Annotated in this window: 11 protein-coding genes; 6 read left to right on the plus strand and 5 right to left on the minus strand. The window is 74.0% G+C overall.

Annotated elements, in window-relative coordinates; translation table 11 throughout:
• Positions 1–14: 14 nt before the first annotated feature.
• Complete coding sequence (locus tag J4557_RS38060; RefSeq protein ID WP_208271653.1) at positions 15–4658, minus strand: serine/threonine-protein kinase; 4644 nt, start codon at positions 4656–4658, stop codon at positions 15–17.
• Positions 4659–5255: 597 nt separating this feature from the next.
• Here J4557_RS38060 and J4557_RS38065 point away from each other — a divergent pair.
• Positions 5256–6191: a LysR family transcriptional regulator gene (locus J4557_RS38065; protein ID WP_307800445.1), complete on the plus strand. Its 936-nt coding sequence runs from the start codon at positions 5256–5258 to the stop codon at positions 6189–6191.
• Positions 6192–7371: 1180 nt separating this feature from the next.
• Here J4557_RS38065 and J4557_RS38070 read toward each other — a convergent pair.
• Positions 7372–8637: an HNH endonuclease signature motif containing protein gene (locus J4557_RS38070; protein ID WP_208271654.1), complete on the minus strand. Its 1266-nt coding sequence runs from the start codon at positions 8635–8637 to the stop codon at positions 7372–7374.
• Positions 8638–9696: 1059 nt separating this feature from the next.
• Complete coding sequence (locus J4557_RS38075; protein WP_208271655.1) at positions 9697–10215, minus strand: APC family permease; 519 nt, start codon at positions 10213–10215, stop codon at positions 9697–9699.
• 184 nt (positions 10216–10399) lie between these two features.
• On the opposite strand from J4557_RS38075, the gene J4557_RS38080 reads away from it, so the two are divergent.
• From J4557_RS38080 to J4557_RS38090, 3 genes are all read left to right on the plus strand, one after another.
• Positions 10400–10723: a hypothetical protein gene (locus J4557_RS38080; protein ID WP_208271656.1), complete on the plus strand. Its 324-nt coding sequence runs from the start codon at positions 10400–10402 to the stop codon at positions 10721–10723.
• A gap of 207 nt (positions 10724–10930) precedes the next feature.
• On the plus strand, positions 10931–11503 hold the full coding sequence (locus J4557_RS38085; RefSeq protein ID WP_208271657.1) for a MarR family winged helix-turn-helix transcriptional regulator: 573 nt from the start codon (positions 10931–10933) through the stop codon (positions 11501–11503).
• Between the two features lie 1075 nt (positions 11504–12578).
• Entirely contained in the window at positions 12579–12797 is a 219-nt protein-coding gene (locus J4557_RS38090; protein ID WP_208271658.1) for a hypothetical protein, read from the plus strand.
• Between the two features lie 313 nt (positions 12798–13110).
• Here the strand turns inward: J4557_RS38090 and J4557_RS38095 are convergent, their stop codons facing one another.
• A complete protein-coding gene (locus J4557_RS38095; protein WP_208271659.1) occupies positions 13111–14601 on the minus strand; it encodes a carboxyl transferase domain-containing protein in 1491 nt (496 codons plus the stop codon).
• Positions 14602–14723: 122 nt separating this feature from the next.
• On the opposite strand from J4557_RS38095, the gene J4557_RS38100 reads away from it, so the two are divergent.
• Entirely contained in the window at positions 14724–16148 is a 1425-nt protein-coding gene (locus tag J4557_RS38100; protein ID WP_243776995.1) for an amidase, read from the plus strand.
• Between the two features lie 16 nt (positions 16149–16164).
• Here J4557_RS38100 and J4557_RS51235 read toward each other — a convergent pair whose 3' ends face one another.
• On the minus strand, positions 16165–17529 hold the full coding sequence (locus J4557_RS51235) for a sensor histidine kinase (protein ID WP_208271660.1): 1365 nt from the start codon (positions 17527–17529) through the stop codon (positions 16165–16167).
• A 406-nt stretch (positions 17530–17935) separates the two neighbouring features.
• On the opposite strand from J4557_RS51235, the gene J4557_RS38110 reads away from it, so the two are divergent.
• Positions 17936–19246 carry a serine/threonine-protein kinase gene (locus J4557_RS38110; protein ID WP_208271661.1) on the plus strand — a complete coding sequence of 437 codons (1311 nt, stop codon included), beginning with the start codon at positions 17936–17938 and terminating at the stop codon, positions 19244–19246.
• Positions 19247–19261 lie beyond the last annotated feature (15 nt).

The following is a 19261-nucleotide window of genomic DNA, read 5'->3' on the forward strand; positions in this document are numbered from 1 at the left end:
GCGGGCGGCGGGCGTCAGGGCCGGCGGCGGGCGGTCCAGGCGTCCTCGAACATCTCGTGCAGGGGGCGCGGGGGCAGCAGGCGCGTGAACGGGCCGCCGACGCTCCTGCCGCGGATCTCCTCGGCGCCGTGGGCGGCGAGCTTCGCGGCCTCCACGGGGAGTTCGGGTGCCTTGAGCACGGTCCACTCGCCGGGGACGAACGCGGTGCGGCCTGCGCGCTGGCGCTTGTCCTGCTGGACGAGGGCGCGGTCCACGAGCTCCGCCTGGGCCGCCCTGTGCCGGGCGGCCGTCCAGCCGTTCCATCGGCGGACGTTGCGGTCGGTCGGGCGGACGAGGGTGAGCAGCTGCAGGTAGAGGACGGCCGCGTCCTCGCTCGTGCCGGTCTCGGCGGCGGCCTCGCCGACCAGGTCCGGGACGCTGAGCAGCGGGTTCGCCTCGTACCCCCCGGGCGGCACGGGGGTGGCGGCGGCCCGGGCGACCATGCGGGCGACCGCCTCGGCGCGCAGCACGGTGCCCTGGACGCTTCGGAGCAGGCGGTCCAGGCCGTGGTCGGCGCAGAGGCGTTCGAGGCGCGCGCGGGCGGCCCGGTCGGCGAGCGCCGACGGGCGCAGGATCACGGGCGCGAGCGACCGCCGGCCGTCGACGATCAGCAGGCCGTCGTCGAAGGCGAACGCGTCGCCGTCCGGTCCGGCGGACACGCCGTCGCGGGTCGCCCTGCGGACGGGGTGGACGTCCGGCCCGAACAGGTCCCTGCGCCGCCCGGGGTCGCCGAGGGAGCAGAGGCCGAGCGGGAGCAGCAGGCCGGGAGCGGCCAGCCGCGCCCGCAGCCGTGCCGCGAGATCGGGCGCGCCGGAGACCGCCGGGTCGCCGACGGGCCGTTCCGTCAGCGCCCAGACCAGCACGGACGCGAGCGGAACGTACGGGTCGTGATCCATGCGCCGCCGGTTCGCCGTGCCGTCGGGCGAGACGGTGTGGACGCCGATGCCGTACGGCTCGTAGTCGGCGACGACGCAGGTCAGGTCGCCGGCGGCGATCGGGGACGCGGCCGGGTCGGCGAGGGCGGCGGCCCAGGAGTCCGGGAGGCCGAGGTCGCGTTCCAGGTCGGCGACCAGGTCCTCGTCCACGGCCGCGCGGCGGCCGAGCAGCCCCGACCACGCCTCCGCCATGCGCTCGGCGGCGGCCGTGAAGCCGCCCGCCGCCCACAGCTCGGCGGGGTCGTCGGGCATGCCGGCGGCGACCACGCGCTGCCGGCCGGCGACGCCGAGGCGGTGGGAGAGGTCCTCGGCCTCCTGCGCGACCTCCTTGGTCGCCGAGTACGGCTTGGCGCGCAGCATCTTCCGGTGGGCGTCGAACCGGGTGACGAGGTCGCCGCCCTCGTAGGCGCGCCGGGGCAGGCCGTCGAGGACGAGGGCCGCGACGGCGCGGCGGACGCCGGTGCGCCCGACGAACGCGGCGACGGCGTCCTCGTCCGGCGCGAGCGGCCCGTTCCGCTCGTACAGGTCGAGGAGGCGGCGGAGGCGGGCGGCGTCGTCGCGGGTGACGGTGACGGTCTCGGTCTTCGTCGCGCCCGCCGGCTCCGGGGCGTCGGCGCGCTGGACGAACCGGTGCGCCCGCTCCGGGGCGATCGGCCCGCCGGCGGACGGGACCGCGCCGACGGCGACGGTCGCGTCCAGCCCGGCGAGGGCGGCCCCGGTCGCGTAGCCGCGCCGCCAGGCGCCGGAGCGGGCGAACGGCTGGTCCGCCCAGGTGCGCAGCAGCGCGGCGAGGGACGCGCGGTCCGCGTCGCTCGTCGACGGCGCGACGAGCCGCCACGCGGCGGCGTCGATCGCGCCGAGCAGCGGCGCCCAGTCGAGGGGCCGCGCGGGCGGGCTGACCAGCCGGGTCGCGTCGTCGATCGCGCCGGCGAGGAACCGGCCGTCGGCGGCGATCGCGGTGACGGTGGCGGGCCGGGGCGACCGCTCCTGCCCGTCGAGGCGGGGCGGCGGGGGCAGCAGGCCGAGCAGCGCGTCGTCGAGGTCGGTGTCGGGGGTCTCGGCGGGCGGCCGCACCGTCGCGCCGGACCGGACCACCTCGACGCGGCGCGACAGCGCACGGCGGCGCCGCAGCACGTCCGCGGCCCGCAGCACCGTGTCGACGACGCCGGAGACGATCGCCGGGTCGGTGACCTCGGGCATCTCGCGGGCCAGCGCGTCCCGCACCGCCTCCGGGGACGGCGCGGCGTCCAGCAGGGCGCGGGCGGCCCGCTCGGTCGTGCCGCGCAGCGCCTGCGACGAGCCGGTGTCGCGCGGGGCGAGGAAGTGCCAGAACGCGGGCGGCGGCAGCATCGGGCGGCCCTGCGGGTCGACGCTCCACTGCGCCTTCCCCGCGGGGTAGGCGCGCCCCTCCCACAGCAGCGTGCCGTCGGACGCGTCGTGGCAGCGGATCGGCACGTAGGCGTTGGAGTCCTCCACCGCCACGACGAGGTCGGGGCCGCCGGGCATGCGCAGGAGGCCCCACGGGTCGCCGACATCACCGGTGTCGCGGAGCGTGGCGCGGCGGCCGTCGGTGCCCTCGATCGTCCAGCCCGCCGGCGCGCCGCCCCTGTCGCTCTCCGTCCTGGCGACGCGGAACCCGGCGAGGCCCCCGGACCGGCCGAGCGGCGACGCGGTCACGCCGCCGGGAAGGCGTACGAGGCTGGACCAGTCGTCGTCCCAGGCGGCGCCGTCCGGCGGGTCGGCCGCGAGGAAGTCCGGCGGCACGGCGGCGGGGCCGCGCTCGCCCGTCGCCGGATCGAGGACGGCCCAGTCCGCCCGCGAGTACGCGTACCGGGGCGCGCTCCAGATGCGGGTGCCGTCGCCGTACTGCCGCTCGTGGTCGCCGATGCCCTCCCGCCCGCCGGGGAGCAGGACGCGTTCACCGTCGTAGCGGCCGCCGCCGACCTCGAACTGGTAGCCCTGGCCGCCACTGCGCAGCCCACGGCAGGCGACCATGCCGAGCTTGTTCTCCGGCTCGAACACCTCGCCGGGGGCGCTCGCCCAGAACGCGCGGTCGACGCCGCGGGCGCCGTCCCGCTCCGACCACCCGACCAGGAAGTCCCCGCCCGCGTAGTGGACGGTGCGGACGCTCGTCCCGGCGGGCAGCGAGAAGGCGCACTCGCCGCGCCGGTCCGCGTGGTCGACCGCGATGGCGCGGCCGCCGCCGTAGACGGTGAGGACGGGCCAGGTGGAGGTGGCGCCGAGGACGTCCTCGCCGAGGTCGGCGAGCGCCGCGTCGAGCGCGGGCCAGCCGAGTTCGGCGATGACGCCGGCGCGGAGCGTGCGGGCGAGCGGGACGGCGAGGTCGAGCGCCGCGAGGGCGTCGCCCATGCCGTCCAGCGCCGCGGCGGTCGGCGGGTCGAGGAGGCCGTCGAGGGCGTGCAGGGCGCGGCCGGCTGCGCCGAGCCCCCCGCCCGCGACCTGGCCGATCAGCGCGGAGAGCCGGTCGTGGACGGCCTTCTCCACGCCGGGCGTCTCGGGCAGCCGCGAGATCGCGGTTCCCTCGCGCAGCCGGGCGTGCACGGTGCCCTCCAGGCGCGGGCCGAGCACCGGGTCGGCGGCGAGCGCCTTCAGGTCGCGGCGGGACTCCGCGCCCCAGAAGTGCAGCGGCGTGCCCCGGCCCGGGTCCTGCACCGGGACGCCCTCGGCGAGGCACGCGTCGACGAGGTCGGCGTCGAAGTGGGCGGCGCCGCGGTAACGGGACTCGTGCAACCGCACCGGGACGGCCTCGGCGCGCAGCCGGGGCGCCAGCCTCGGCAGCGCCGCGAACAACTTGTCCGGCATCCGCTGGCGGCTGATGCCGCCGTACGGGACGCGGACGAAGGAGTAATGCGCGGAGAACGCACCGAGCCAGCCTGCGAGGCCGCCGGACGGCCGGACGTCGCCGGACGCCATCGCGTCGATCACCCCGGCGGCGTCCAGCGCCCGCAGCCAGGCGGCGCCGTCGACGGCGCCGATCGGGAAGACCTCCGCGAGCCCGGCGCGCAGCCCGGGCGGCGGCGCCGCCTTGGCGAACACCTTGGCGGCCCCGTCGAGCAGGCCGTCGGGGACGGCGGTGCCGCGCGCGTCGGCGAGCGCCTGCGCGAGGATCGCCGCGTCCTCGGCGAGCCCGAGGCCCGCGGTCCTCGCGGACTTGCGGACGCGGGCGTGCAGGTCGGCGGGCGGCGCCGCGCCGCCCCTCCCCCACGCGGCCACGAACCGGGCGAACTCGCGGTGCGCACGGTCGGCGGGGTACGTCGCGGCGAGCCATTCCTGGTGCTCGCGGACCCGGGCCGCGCCGATCGCCCCCGCCCGCGCGAACAGCAGGGCGTTGTCCAGCCGGTACTGATCGTCGACCGGCAGCGCGTGCCGGGCCTCGGCGTCGCGCGCGTCCGCGTACGCGGCGGCGGCGTGCCTGGGCGCGATCCCGGCGAGCCGGTGGCCGACGGTGTCCCAGAACCACGGCAGGTGCGCGGCGGGCAGGCCGCGCGCCTCGCGCTTCATGTCGTCCAGGAACCGGCCGGGCCGCTCGTACGCGCGCCCGAGACCGGCGCGGAGGGTAGCGAGCAGCTTCTCCGCGCCCGGCGCGGCGCCGGGATCGGCCTCCTCGACCCAGTCCAGGTAGAGGGTCGACTGTGCGGGATCTGCCGGGAGCAGCGGGGACATGGCGGGCAGTATGGCAGCGTCCCCGGACATAACACACCAGAAACGATCAAGCGGGAGCGACCGTCACCAGCTCCCCGTACATGCGCCCATCTCCGCCCGGCCCGACGCGCCACCGATGCAGAAGTGCACCCTTCGCGCACGCGATGTGGCCGTCCGAGCCTCGCATCACCCCGAACCGGCACGGGTCGGCGAACATGTCCTCGCTGTGGCACGCAGTGCGCGAAAGTGGCAGACGGGCGACGCCCGGCGCAGAAACGCCTCCACGGCGACGCGGGGTTGCGGAACGCCGAAGCTGTCATGGCTGCGCGAACCGTCCGACGGCTTCGTCAACGGCCACCCGAGGCACCTGGCGTCCATCGAACCCAGCGGCCGAGCAGGCCCCGAAGGGCCGCCGACCTGCGACTCTTCGACTCCCTTGTCGGGGAGCCGTCCCGACCGACGGTCGAGAAGCCCATCGCCGCCTCCGCCGGCTGGGCGTCCACGTCCTGGCCTGCCCCCTACTCCAGCGCGGGAAGGCGGACCCCAGGCTCGCCGGCGAGTCGAACATGAGCACGATCAAGTCCCCGATCCGAACCCCCGCGGCTAGGGTCGGGCGGCGTGGACCTCGAAGCCGTGCGCACCTTCACCGCCGCCGCCGATGCGGGCCGCTTCCAGGACGCCGCGGCGGAACTGTCGATCACCCAGCAGGCCGTCTCCAAGCGCATCGCCGCCCTCGAGAAGGACCTCGGCGTCCGCCTGTTCACGCGCACCGCCCGAGGAGCCCGCCTCACCATCGACGGGCAGGCGTTCCTCCCCCACGCCCGCGCCCTCCTCCAGGCCGAGGAGCGCGCCATCGCCTCCGTCGCCCCCGGCCGCCGCGCGCTCCGCGTCGACGTGATCGGCCGACGGCTCGCCCCCGCAGGGCTGCTCCGCGACTTCCACCGCGCCCACCCCGGCACCCACCTCGACGTCGTGACCCTCTTCGACGCCGCCGCCGCGCTCGACGCGATCGCCTCAGGCACCATCGACGCGTCGTTCCGCGCCCTCACCGCCCCCGACCGGCTCCCCGCCGGTCTCGACTCCGCCCGTGTCCTCGACGAACCCGTCCAACTCGTCACCGGCCCGTCCCACCCGTTCGCCGCCGCCCGTGCCGTCCGCCCCGCGGACCTCGCCGGGCACCGGATCTGGATGCCCGGCATCGTCCCCGGCACCGAATGGGCCGCCTTCTACGACGACCTCGCCGCCGCCTTCGGCCTCACCATCGACCCCGTCGGCCCCCACTTCGGCCTGGAACCGCTCCTCGACGCCATCGCCGACTCCACCGCGCTGGCCACCTTCGTCGGCGACCAGACCCGCCTGGTATGGCCCGCCGACTACGGCCTGCGCCGCATCCCCGTCCACGACCCGACGCCCGTCTACCCGCACTCCCTCATCTGGCACCGCGACAACCAGCACCCCGCCCTCACCGCACTCCGCGCCCACCTCGGCTCCCCATCCGCCGCCCCCGACACCTGGACCCCGCACTGGGCGCACCGCGCACCGTCCTCGGCGTAACACCGCATGACGGCGCCACACGTGGTGCTGACGCTTGAGGTTGTCGTCTCGACGCTCAGGCCGGCGCGACCGCCTTCGTCCTGGGGCGTGGTGTGAGCAGGAGTGCTCCCGCACAGTTCTTCACGCTGCCGCTTCCCTCATCGCCGCAGGCCCAAGGCGTTGGATGGGGATGGGGCGGCTTGGTGGGCGTTGATGCACCAGAGGACCTGCGCTCGGGGTGACGGGCACCCGGCGGATACCTGCAGCGCTGGCCACATGACCCAAGAGCCCGGCGTATCAAGCAGAGGCCAGGGCGCAGGAAGGGGCCAGGCGCATCGCGAAAGGTGCGTGTGACGAACGGCGGGGCGGGTTGTCTACGGGTGAACGACGAAACGGCGTGGGGTCGTGTTCAAGAGGTGGTCTTCGGACGTAAAGGCCCCTGGATGCCTGGCGAGAAAGGGGCCGGGAATCTCCGAAGTGGGTGTTCGGGAGATTGGCAAGAGGGGTGTTCGGGTGGCGGGGTGGCGCTGGCGTACGGGGCCGCCCCTCCAAAGTCAAGGGCGCCTTCGGCGTCGCTTCGCGATGGACTTCGTCCACCCTTGACTTTGGAGCCTCTGCGGCCCCTGAGGCAGCGTTAAGGGGCAGGCTCCGCCTGCCCCGCCCCGGGTCGCGCCACCCCACCACCCCCCTCCGTAAGGAACGAAGCCCCCTTCTCGGCAGTTCGCTCCCGGCCGTCGCCAGGCCCGTCGGTGTGAGTCGCTTGTGATCCGGTGTTGGTGATGGCTCTTGCATTGCGGCCTGTAGGGGTGGCGCACTGCGTTCGCCGGGGCGGTCTCGGCCATTGCATCCGTATCGCGCTTCCGTGTTGGCATGGCTCTGTCATGGAGGGAGGCTGGCTCGCCCCTGATGGGGGTGGGTGCGAATGGCCTGGGGCAGGGTGTGGCCGGGTGCCGTGTTGCTGGGGCGGGGTGGTGATGCAGACCCAGTCCAGGGTGGTGTGGGGTGGGTCGGTGCCTGGGCGGTGCAGTGGCCGGGTGGGTTGGGGTGGTCTCTGCTGAGGGGTGTCTGGTGGGGCGCGCACCGGTGTGAGGGGGCGCCGTCGTCTGTGGTGTGGGCATGCCGGGGCCGCCCGTCACCGGGTGGATGCGGGCGGTAGACCGGCGCAGGGCATCACCGGGTCCGGTGTGGCGGGGTGGTGCGGTTATGCGGCCCAGTCGAGCGCGGGGTTGTCGGGTGGCCCGATGCTGCCCGGTGGTCCGGCACCCCTCGTGCCCCGCGCGTCGGCTGGTGGGAGTAGCCGGTAGACGTACCGCCCGTCGTGATCTTTGGTGATCTGGATCTGGTCGGGGTTGGTGTGCTTGAACCGGTTGTGCCACCCGCAGGTGAGGGCGAGCTGGTCGATATCGGTGGGGCTGTTGCCGAGTGCCCACCCGTGGACGTGGTCGACCTCGCACAGTGTCCCGGGCACTTCGCAGCCCCGCACAGCACACGAGGAGTAGAGCGTCTCCAGCACCTGCCGCTGCGCTGCGGAGGCGAACCGCTCCCGATATCCAAGATACAGCGGAGTGTTCCCACGCCCGAGCAGCAGGGGCGATACCCCAGCGGCCAGGGCGATGCGTCGCGCCTGCGCGGCGGGGATCGGAGTGCCGTCGGTCAAGCGGGCCGGGGCGTTACCACCGGTCAGCGTCTCCAGGTCGCAGATCACGGTCACCTTGGAAGCCTTGTGCCCGCCCGACAGGACGCTGGACAGTGCCGCTGCGGTGCGTTCGGGGAGGTCACGGCGGTCGTCGGGCCTGGCCGGCTTGGCCAGCGGCGCCAGAGTGCCGTCCCAGATCGCAGCGTCCTCAGGGTTCAGCCACCCCTTCACATACCGGCCACCGTCCAGAGAACGCGTGGTCGTGAGCCACGACTTGTCGTAACCGCGCTTGGTGTCCTCATCCGGCGCATCTTCGCTGTCGTCGCGGTCGGCGATGAGGTCACGGATACGCCGCCCGAACGCGGCGACCTTCCCCGCCGAGAACCCCTGATCGACGAAGCCGAGCAGGGTCGCCTCCGCCTCGGCGCAGTCGGTGTCGTCCAGGCGCGAGACCGAGTCGGCGACGGTGACGGCGTAACCGTAGGACAGGTCACCGGAGGCGAGTTGGACGCAGACCTCGGGCAGACGATGCCGCTGCCGCGCCAGCACCAGACGTTCCTTCACGCGGTTGTCGCGCATGCCGAGCCGGGACCGCAGCCATGCTTGGGTGGAGGGATATCCCCACCGGGCCTGCTCCCCGCAGGCGTCGACTCGGCCGATGAAACCGGCGAGCGCGCTTTCCTGCATATCGGACGCGGCCACGAGGGTTTCGGTGAGTTCCAGGCATGCGGCCGCCGATTCCGGGGCTTCCCTTGAGGCGAGTTCAGTGGCGATGACTGAGAGCGCGTTCACCAATTCCATGGTGGACGCGACCTCAAGGTCGACCGTCACTGATTGCATACATAAATAGTACCCTGCGTGACTGACATTCATGGCCGTTCACGCCACATTCCATCCGGTATTTTTTTTCGGCGGGAAAGATCGGCGGGCCTTGCAACCTTTGTTCTTTGGAGCACCCCCCGAGCGGCCCTGGTCCCTGATGGAGGGGGGTGGTGGGGTGGCGCGACCCGGAGCGGGGCAGGCGGAGCCTGCCCCTTAACGCTGCCTCAGGGGCCGCAGAGGCTCCAAAGTCAAGGGTGGACGAAGTCCATCGCGAAGCGACGCCGAAGGCGCCCTTGACTTTGGAGGGGCGGCCCCGTACGCCAGCGCCACCCCACCACCCGAACACCCATCCCCCGTATCGAAGAACACCCCCCGAAGGACATCCGAGCAGCGTCTCCAAGGACTACTCGAACACCCCTCCTCGCCACTTCCCCACCCGCCCGAAGAATCTTGTGCCACCAGCGCACTGCCCAATCCCAAGGAGCGTCGCCCCGCCAAGTCCCGGAAGCCACCCAGCCCCCAACGAGGCTCCGGTCGCTTGGCGTTATTAAGCCGCTCTTGATCAGACGGGCGGTCCATGGTCGATCGAATGTTGAGCAATGCGCAGATCGACGAGGTCACCGTCGCGGCACCACCCGCCGCCGACAAGCGCAGGATCCACTTCCACTTTCTCGACACGGCGCGCCTCACATCGACGCCGCCGATGCCGAGCCGACCGGCGGTCCCATCCGCGACACCATCACCATGCTTGCCGGGACCCCTTGATGACCGACCAGCTCAGCGAGAACTCCGGAAATCTGTGGGTCTGGCCGGGCACTCATCCAAGGCACGCCGGATATTTCCGCCGGCACAGCCCGTGGATGTTCTGCGCGCACCCGAGGATCGCCCCCCAGAGCCCCTGAAGATCACAGGGCGCGCAGGAGATCTGCTGCTCGCGCATTATCTCCTCGGCCATAATATCGGCGGCAACGACGAATCCGATCGGGGTCGTGCGCGCCCCATTTTTCAGCTCAGCTATGCAAGGCCCGCGAACCGTCGAGAATAGTTCCTTCGGGACGTCTGGCTGGACTACGAGGCGATCTCTTCGGCCGACCCTCCGATGCGGGCATAGGAGCCAGGACGGGTCAGGCGGAGGTGGACCGCGAAAGCCCATGCCCAAAAGGGCGGCGGCGAGAATAATTTCGGACAGCACCCATGTGAGTGCAGAGCGCTCTTCGGCGCCGAGCAGGGCGTCGCAGCTGAACAGGCTGGCGACGAATACGGCAGCCAGTCCCAGCAGGCGACGGGCGGGGCGACTAGGCAATTCCAGGCGTTCTCGCCGTGGTGGTCGTCCGCGAAGGAGGCCACGGCTGCCGCCGACGACAGGGTCAGCAGGAGGATGGCGTCGAGCACGCCCAGGTTGGTGAGCCAGTTGAAGAGCGCGGGGCCGAGGTTGTTGCCGGAGAAGGCGAAGACCGTCACGACGACTGCGGCGAGCACGATCTGGGTCAGCCGTCCGATGTGAGGGGAGCCGTGTGCGGTGTGGACCCGGCTCGGCGGAGCAGGCAGGACGCCTTCGCGGCCGAGTGAGAAGAAGTGCCAGGCCACGGCGTTGTGGGAGTGCCGCGAAGAGGCTGGCGACCAGGGAGATGTAAGCAAGGTCGACGAAGAGCCTCCCGACGTGATCTTCGGAGTGGCATTCCTCGCTGTAGAGAGCGGCCACCTCTAGTTGCATGAGGCTGGCCATGGTGTAGCCGAGCGGGGCGAGCGACACACCGGATGGGGCGTCCGCGTGCTGGGCCAGGTCGGATATCAGGACGGTGAGGAAATCGGCGGCGAGCAGCACGCCGAGGACGCGGGCGTTGAGGTCGGCGCGCCGGAAGCCGAGGACGGCGACGCCGAGCAGCGCCGTCGTCCACCAGGACGGGTCGAGGCTGGTCCTGAACTTCAGGAGGTCGGCCTTGGAGAAGCCGAACAGCCCGTACAGGCCGATCTGCATGGTGTTGTACGAGATGAGGGCGGAGACGAAGCGTCCAGGCCCGTGAGTGATGAGGCCACCGGCGGTGGGGCGGGCGACGACAGAGAACACGATCTCGGGGGACGCCGATGCGGCTGAGTCCAGTGCCGGAGGGCGAGGGGGGACACGACTTCGCCGATCGCCAAGTGCAGATCGCGGTGCCGGTGCGGGCCTGCGAGTACACAGATCGCTCGGGCGCGCAGGAGTTTCCTCGCCAGGTCGTATGGCCTCAAATGAAATGCCGACGAGGGTAGATTCGCAGTCGGCCCGCGCGGAGGCGCCGGGCCGCATCCGGGGAGGAACGCCGTGACCGGCCATCACACACTGCAAGAGACCGAGCAGGCGATGCAGCGGCGGCTCGGCGACGTGCCGCTGCGCCATGACGCGATGATGGCGGTCTCGAACATCTACCGCGCGGCCGCCGCGATCCGGCAGCACTTCGAGAGCTCGGTGCTGCGCGGCGCGGACCTCACCTGGACGGCGTTCGTCGTGCTGTGGGTCGTGTGGATCTGGGACGAGATGGAGACCCGGCACGTCGCCGAGGAGGCCGGGATCTCCAAGGGAACGCTGACCGGGGTGGTCAAGACCCTGGAGGGGCGCGGGCTGATCGAGCGCGGCTCGCACGCGACGGACGGGCGCCTCGTCCTGCTGCGGCTGACCGACAAGGGCCAGGAGCTGATGCGCGGGCTGTTCCCGGCGTTCAACGCTGAGGAGGCGTTCGTCGTGGAGCGGCTGAGCGGCGACGAGAACCGGGCGCTGGCGCAGACGCTGCGCTCGATGGTCGAGCACCTGGAGGAGGAGGGCGACGCGCGGCGGGAGGCGCTGCGGACCGAGTCGCCGTTCCCGCCGCGCCGCTCGGGCCGCCGCCCCCGCGCCTGACCCCCACGCATCTGGCTAGCGCACGCGCCTGACCCGCACGCCCCCGGTTCGCGCGTCGTCGCGCCGCTCCTCATCCGCGACCTCGTCATGCTCGACCTGCTGGCGGAGGGCACCTTGTCGTCCAGCCGACGGTGACTGGAGCCGCGACGAGTACGCGGCGCTCGGGCGCGGCGTGATTTTGGACGAGCAACTGGAAAGACCTGGGACCTGCTGTGGCGCGGCTCGCCCGTCTCCTACCAGGAAGCGCTTGGCGTTCGAGGACGTCTACTTCGAGCCCCGCGTCCGGACGGCCCGCAGATATGGTGCGGCGGGCAGCACCTGCGCGACCGTTTCGTCCACTACAGGCGCACGGTTTCCATCCGCTGGGCCGCCCGGCCCGGACGAGTTGGAGCGCCTGCGTCCGGGCGGGACGCAGCGGGGCCTGGAGATGATCAGCGGCTGCCGTCCGGTGCTCCCCGGCGACCACTCGGGGCCGCCCTGCCTCAGCGTGGCGGCGCGGCGATCGCCCGCGCGGTCGGCACCGAACCCGTGAGACTGATCCGCCTCACGTCCGGGTGCGCGCCGAGGCGGTGTTGCCGGCGAGCGGTGACGCGGTCGGCCGCGTCCACTCGGCGGGCTTCAGCACGACGCGTCTTCGGCGCCGAGCGCGGGCGTGATCTTCCACGTCGCCGCATCAGCGGCGTGTTCCGCGAGGTGATGAGCGCGTAGACGCCGGCGCCGGAGTCCAGGTCGCATGGTTGGGGGCGCCGGAGGCGGCCGTGTTTCCAGCAGGCAGCCATGCCCCAGAAGGGCACCCGTGATTGCAGGAGGGCGACCGACGTCCCGTACCGGAAGTGGCCCGACCGAGCGAGGGCGCCGGCCGCCACATCGACGGCGAGTTCCGGGGACGCCACGTCGCGTCCGCCGGGTCCCTAGAGGTGGCCGTGCGTGCGTCCATGCGCCCTTGACCAGCCGTGTGACCTCCCGCACTCCGCAGCGTTGTAAGAGTTCACCCCGATGCAACGCGTAGTCGTGCCATGACATGCTGTGGCCAAGAGGGCGTCAGGGGGATCCCTCAGAACAGGAAAGCGATCACATGCCGGACAACACCGAGCCCGGCCGCCCGGCCGTCCGGGACCTGGTCTCCACACGGAACTGCAAGGCCCACAGGCTCGCCGCGTGGACGTTCGCGGCGCTCGCCGCCCTGGCCGCGCTCGCGGCGGTCCTCGCCTCGACCGTCCCGCGCCGCCGGCGAGGCACCCGGCACCGCCCTTCCGAGCGGAGGTTCCCGCGCCCGGGCCCCCGCAGCGGCTGATCCCCGGCGGCGGCCGCAGGGTGGTCGTGGTCCGCCCAGCCGATCTCGGGACGGGGTGCACGCTCGACGCGGCCGCCGATCGCGGCGGCGATGGCCTGGCCGCCGAAGCAGACGCCCGGCAGCGGGGCGCCTCAGACGCCGGGATCGGTCATCGACCACGGCGTGCCCGTCGGGACGATGAAATCCCAGTCGAGGGGGGACTCCGGGCGCACGTCCGGCGTCAGGTGCCGTTCGGCGGACACGACACAGCCGATCTCCCGACGTCGTGACCGCGCGCGGTGACCGGGTCGGCGGGCGAGACGTGGTCGTGGGGTCAGCGGGACGGCCGGTAGCGGGCCTGACGCGCCGCGGCGGTGCCCGGGGCGAGGCCGGTCAGCTCCCGCCCGATCGCGGCGGCGGCGCGCCGGCAGAACTCCTCCGGCTCGTCGGCGGCGTCGGGACGCTCGTCGACGACGGCGTCCACCAGGCCGTCCCGCAGCAGGTCGGCGGAGCGGACGCCCTGCGACGCGGCCATCTCGGCGGCCCGCGACGGCGTCCGGTGCACGATCACGGAGGCGCCCTCGGGCGGTAGCGGCGCGAGCCAGCCGTGCCGGGCCGCGAGCACCCGGTCGGTGGGCAGCAGCGCCAGCGCGGCGCCGCCCGTCCCCTCGCCCATCAGCAGGCACAGCGTCGGCGCCGCGAGCGTGATCAGGTCGGCGAGGCAGCGGGCGATCTCCCCCGCGAGCCCGCCCTCCTCCGCCTCCGCGGACAGCGCCGCGCCCGGCGTGTCCACGACGGTGACCAGCGGGAGCCCGAGTTCGGCGGCCAGCCCCATGCCGCGCCGCGCCGCGCGCAGGCCGTCCGGGCCGAGCGGGTGCCCGGCGCGCTGGCCGTGCCGGTCCTGCCCGACGAGCACGCACGGCGCACCGCCGAACCGGGCCAGCGCGAGCGTCAGCCCCCGCCCGGCCTCGCCCTGCCCGGTGCCCGACAGCGGCGTGACGTCCGCGGCGCCGTACCGGAGCAGTTCCCGCACGCCGGGACGGTCCGGGCGGCGGGACCGTTCGATCGACTCCCAGGCATCGTCGCCGGCGGCCGCGCCGCCCGGCGCCTCCCCGCCGTTCTGAGGCGAATGCCCGCGCCGGGCGGGCGCCGCGCACAGCACGGACAGGGCGCGCGACGCCACGTCGGCGAGGTCGTCCAGGCCCACGACGGCGTCCACGAGCCCCTTGGCCGCCAGGTTCTCGGCGACCTGGACGCCGGGCGGGAACGGTTCCCCGTACAGGCCCTCATAGACGCGCGGCCCGAGGAACCCGATGAGCGCGCCGGGCTCGGCGGCCGTCACGTGCCCGAGCGACCCCCACGACGCGAACACCCCGCCCGTCGTGGGATGCCGCAGGTACACCAGGTAGGGCAGCCCGGCGGCGCGGTGCGCCATGACGGCGGCGGTGATGCGGGCCATCTGGACGAACGCGGCGGTCCCCTCCTGCATCCGCGTCCCGCCCGAGGACGGCGCGGCGAGCAGCGGCAGGCGCTCGGCGGTGGCGCGCTCGACGGCCGCGACGATCCGGTCCGCGGTGGCCGCCCCGATCGACCCGGCCAGGAACCGGAACTCCGACACGACGAACGCGACCCGCCGGCCGCGCAGCAGCCCCTCCCCGGTCACGACCGCCTCGTCGGTGCCGGCGCGGTCGCGGGCGGCGGCGAGGTCGTCGCCGTACGGGGTGCCGGGGGCGGGCTGCCCGGCGGGCGGGTCGTCCCATGACGTCCAGCCGCCGCCGTCCAGCACGCGCCGCAGCAGTTCCCGAGCGCCGACCCGTTCCGTCACCGCACCTCCCCCGGCCTTCCAGGATGATGACCGCCTTCCCAGAATGATGACCGCGTACGCGGCCGGACGGTCACCCGGGGTGGAGACTGGGATCGCCCACAGTTCAGGGAAGGGAAACGCCGTTGCCTCCGGAACGCGACGAGATCTGCTTCTCCTCCGCCCGCGACCTCGCCCGCCGCGTCCGCGGCCGCGACCTGTCCGCGCGGGAGGTCGTGCAGGCTCACCTCGACCAGATCGAACGGACGAACCCGCACGTCAACGCGGTCGTCACGCTCGTCCCCGAGCGGGCGATGGACCAGGCCCGCGCCGCCGACGAGCGGCTCGCGTCCGGCGCGGAGCCGGGGCCGCTGCACGGGCTGCCCGTCGCGCACAAGGACACCCACGCCACCGCCGGGATCCGCACCACGTCCGGCTCGCCGATCTTCGCCGACCACGTCCCGGACGCCGACGAGCTCGTCGTCGAGCGGATGCGCGCGGCGGGCGTCATCACGCTCGGCAAGACGAACGTGCCGGAGTTCGCCGCCGGGTCGCACACCTTCAACCCGCTGTTCGGGCTGACCCGCAACCCCTACGCCCCGTCGCGGTCGGCGGGCGGCAGCAGCGGCGGCGCGGCGGCCGCGCTGGCGTGCGGGATGCACCCGCTCGCCGACGGCAGCGACATGGGCGGCTCGCTGCGCAATCCGGCGTCGTTCTGCAACGTGGTCGGGTTCCGGCCGTCGCCCGGCCGGGTGCCGTCGTGGCCGGTCCCGGCGGGCTGGTCGACCATGGGCGTGCAGGGACCGATGGCGCGGTCGGTCGCGGACGCGGCGCTCCTGCTGTCGGTGCTCGCCGGCCCCGATCCGCGCAGTCCCATCGCCCTGGAGACCCCCGGCTCCGCGTTCGGCGTCCCCCTCGACCGGGACATGTCCGGCGTGCGGCTGGCGTGGTCGCCCGACCTCGGCGGCGCGGTCCCGGTCGACCCCGCCGTCACCGCCGTCCTCGAACCGGCCGTGAAGGTGTTCGCCGACCTCGGCTGCGTCGTCGAGGAGGCGTGCCCCGACCTGACCGGCGCCGACGAGGTGTTCCGTACGCTGCGCGCCTGGCACTGGGACGTCGTCCTCGGCCCGCTGCTGGACGAGCGCCGCGCCGACTTCAAGGCGTCCCTCGCCCGCAACATCGAGGAGGGCCGCGCCCTGACCGCCGCCGACGTCGGGCGCGCCGAGGTGCTGCACACCGCGCTGTTCCACCGCGTCCGGGAGTTCTTCGGCCGCTACGACGCGCTGCTGGCGCCGGTCAGCCAGGTGCCGCCGTTCGCCGCGGACCTGGAGTATCCGGACGAGGTCGCCGGGCACGCCATGCCCGACTACCTGGAGTGGATGCGGTCGTGCTTCCTGGTGTCGGCGACCGGTTCGCCGGCGCTGTCGGTGCCCGCGGGGTTCACCTCGGGCGGCCTGCCCGTCGGGCTCCAGATCGTCGGCCCGCACCGCGCCGACCTCGCCGTCCTGCGGATCGGGCACGCGTTCGAGCAGGCCACCGGGCACGCCCGCCGCCGCCCAGCCCTCGCGTGAGAGCGCGTGGCCGCCGCTAGTCGTCCTCGGCGGGGATGCGCAGGACGAACCGCGCGCCGCCGTCGCCGTCGGCGGCCACCAGCGTCCCGCCGTGCGCGCGGGCGATGTCGCGGGAAATGGTCAGGCCGAGGCCGGTGCCGCCCTTGTCGCGGCGCCGTCCCTCGGCCAGCCGTTGGAACCGCCAGAAGATCCGCTCCCGGTCCTCGGGCGGGATGCCCGACCCGTCGTCGCGCACTTCCAGCACCGCGTCCGGACCGTCCCGCGCCGCGGTCACCCAGATCCGCGACCTGGTGTGCCGCTCGGCGTTGTCCAGCAGGTTCGTCAGCAGGCGGGCCAGCTGCTCCGGCGCCGCCCGGACCGCGATCCCCTCCGCCGCGTCGATCTCCACCGGGACGCGCCGGTCCCGCCGCGCGGCCTCCGTCCGCACCAGCGCCCCGAAGTCGACCCGCTCCCGCTCGACGGCCACGCCCGCGCCCAGCCTCGCCAGGATCAGCAGGTCGGTGACGATGCCCTGCAGCCGGTCGGCGTCCGCCAGCGCCGCCCGCGCCACCGTCGGCCAGTCCTCGTCCTCCGGGTGCTGCAGCGCCAGCTCCAGCTGCGCCCGGAGCCCGGTCAGCGGGCTGCGGAGCTCGTGCGAGACGTCGCCGACGAACCCGCGCTGCCGCTCCATCGTGCCCTCCAGCCGGTGCAGCGTCAGGTTCACCGACTGCGCCAGCTCCGACACCTCGTCGGCCGTCTCCGGGACGGTGACCCGGCCGGGCTCGCCGCCGGTGATGTCCGCCAGCTCGCCGCTCATCTTCCGCACCGGCCGCAGCGCCCGCCGCACCGCGCCCGCCACGATCCACGCCACCAGCGCGGTCCCGGTGACGGCGGCGCCCGCGAGCAGACCGATGAAGGAGCCCTTGCTGCGGGTCAGTTCGGTGAGCGGCGCCGCGACGTAGAGCGTCCGGAACCCGAACGACGTCCGGATGCGCTCCTCGACCAGGTACACGTCCGCGTTGATGTGCGGCGCGGGGACGATGTGGTCCTCTGCGCGATCCAGGGAGGCCGGAGGCGGCGCCTTCAGCGCGCGCCGCCCGCGCAGCGCGTCGCTGTAGGCGATGACCTGGCCGCGCTGGTCGAGGACCTGCAGCAGCGAGAAGTCGGGGTCCTCGACGCGCAGCAGCCCGTGCGGGTCGGTGTCGCGGACGAGCGTCGCCAGGTCGTCGACGACGAGGGCGCCGCGCTGGTGCAGCCCCCCGTACACGGTGCGCTGGACCAGTGAGTAGAACACGAGGACGCCGGTCGCGAGGACGAGGCCGACCATCAGGGTCGCGGCGGCGGTGATCCGGGCACGGACCGACCAGCAGGAGGGCGACAGCCTCTTCCCGAGAACCCGCACCCCGGCGCTCTCCCCCTCCCGTCACGCGGACGCCGGCGCAGCGCCGCGTCCCAGCGCCCGGGAGGAGTGCGCAGAACTGGTTGTTACCGGACCATTGCCCAGTGAAACCTTGCGCCGCGCGGGTGGCCGATGCCCGCACGGACGGCGCCTCCCACCCCTGGGGTGCCGCCCGCGCGGGCATCGCCTTCGATGCCGCCAGCGCGCCCTCCGCCCGCGCGCCGAGGAGGATTTCCGACGGGATCGGACTCGCTGTCGAACGAGTCCCACTCTGCCCGTCCCCTGTGGACTGGACGCTACATCGACGTGACGATCACGTTTCCAGTTCTTCCTGGGGGAACGCGCCATAATCTGCCGATGAATGGGGATGGGTGGACGCAGGAGACGCAAGGGAGTCGGGATCACCGCCATGGACGGAGACATTCGGCCGCTCGAGCCGGCGGACCCGCGCACGGTCGGCGGGCTCACGCTGCTGGGCCGGCTCGGCTCGGGCGGCATGGGCACCGTGTATCTCGGTACCGACCCGGTGTCCGGCGGGCGCGTCGCGGTGAAGACCATCCATCCGCACCTCGCCGGGGACGAGTCGTACCGGCGGCGGTTCAAGGACGAGGCGGACCTGGCGAGCCGGGTCGCCTCCTTCTGCACCGCACGGGTCCTCGCGCACGGCGAGGACGACGGCCGGCCCTACCTCGTCACCGACTACGTCGGGGGCATCTCGCTGCACCAGCGGCTCAGCTCGGGCGGGCCGCTGCCGCCCGCCGACCTGCACGGCGTCGCGGTCGGCGTCGCCTCGGCGCTGGCGGCGATCCACGCGGCGGGGCTGGTGCACCGCGACCTCAAGCCCGCCAACGTGATGCTGACGCTGTCGGGATGCCGCGTCATCGACTTCGGGATCGCGCGCAGCCAGGACTCCGGCGGCGTGACCGCGGCGACCGGCAAGGTGCTCGGCACGCCCGGCTGGATGGCGCCGGAGGTGCTGCGCGGCGGCCCGGCGACCCCGGCCGCCGACATCTTCGCGTGGGGCTGCCTGATCGCCCACGCCGGCACGGGCCGGATGCCGTTCGGCGGCGACCCGGCGGCGCTGCGGGTCACCGACGCCGCGCCGGACCTGTCCGGGCTGCCGGAGCCGCTGCTGCCGGCCGTCCGGTCCGCGCTGTCGCCTGACCCGGCGGACCGGCCGAGCGCCTCGGACCTGCTGCTGAGGCTGGTGGAGCAGCCGCAGGCGGGCGACTGGCCGGCGGCCCCGCCGAACGGGGCGCCCGCGGCGGTGTCCTCGTCGCCGCCGGGCGGCACGCGGTACAGGGGAACGCGGTCCAGGACGACGCCGCCCGACGGTCCGCAGGGAAAGGCGTCGCACCGGTCCAGGGCGGAGGACGCCGCGTCCACCGACACGCGGGCGTTCAACCCGATGGGCATCGCGGGCACGCTGTCCATCAACCGCACCCGGCTGCTCGCCGCGGCCGGGGCCGCCGCGGGGACCGTCCTGGTCGGCGCGGTCATCCTCGGGCTGACGCAGGCCAAGGGCGATCCGCACGGGCACGCCTCGACGCCGGTGAGGCCGACGGCGTCCGCGCACGCGACGAAGAAGGCGCGGACGACCGCGCCGCGGCCGACCAGGCGGGCGACGGTGCGGGCGCACACGCCGAAGCAGGCACCGAAACCGGTCACGAAGCACAAGGCCAAGCACGCGAAGGGCAAGGGGAAGGGCAAGCAGCACTGACCCGCCCGCTGCGGA

This window comes from Actinomadura nitritigenes (genome assembly GCF_017573545.1).
Lineage (GTDB): Bacteria > Actinomycetota > Actinomycetes > Streptosporangiales > Streptosporangiaceae > Spirillospora > Spirillospora nitritigenes.

Bases quoted from the DNA above. Each gene is read 5' to 3' on its own strand.
- J4557_RS38060 (WP_208271653.1), bottom strand. From the start codon at position 4,658: ATGTCCCCGCTGCTCCCGGCAGATCCCGCACAGTCGACCCTCTACCTG.
- J4557_RS38090 (WP_208271658.1), top strand. From the start codon at position 12,579: ATGCCGGACAACACCGAGCCCGGCCGCCCGGCCGTCCGGGACCTGGTC.
- J4557_RS38110 (WP_208271661.1), top strand. From the start codon at position 17,936: ATGGACGGAGACATTCGGCCGCTCGAGCCGGCGGACCCGCGCACGGTC.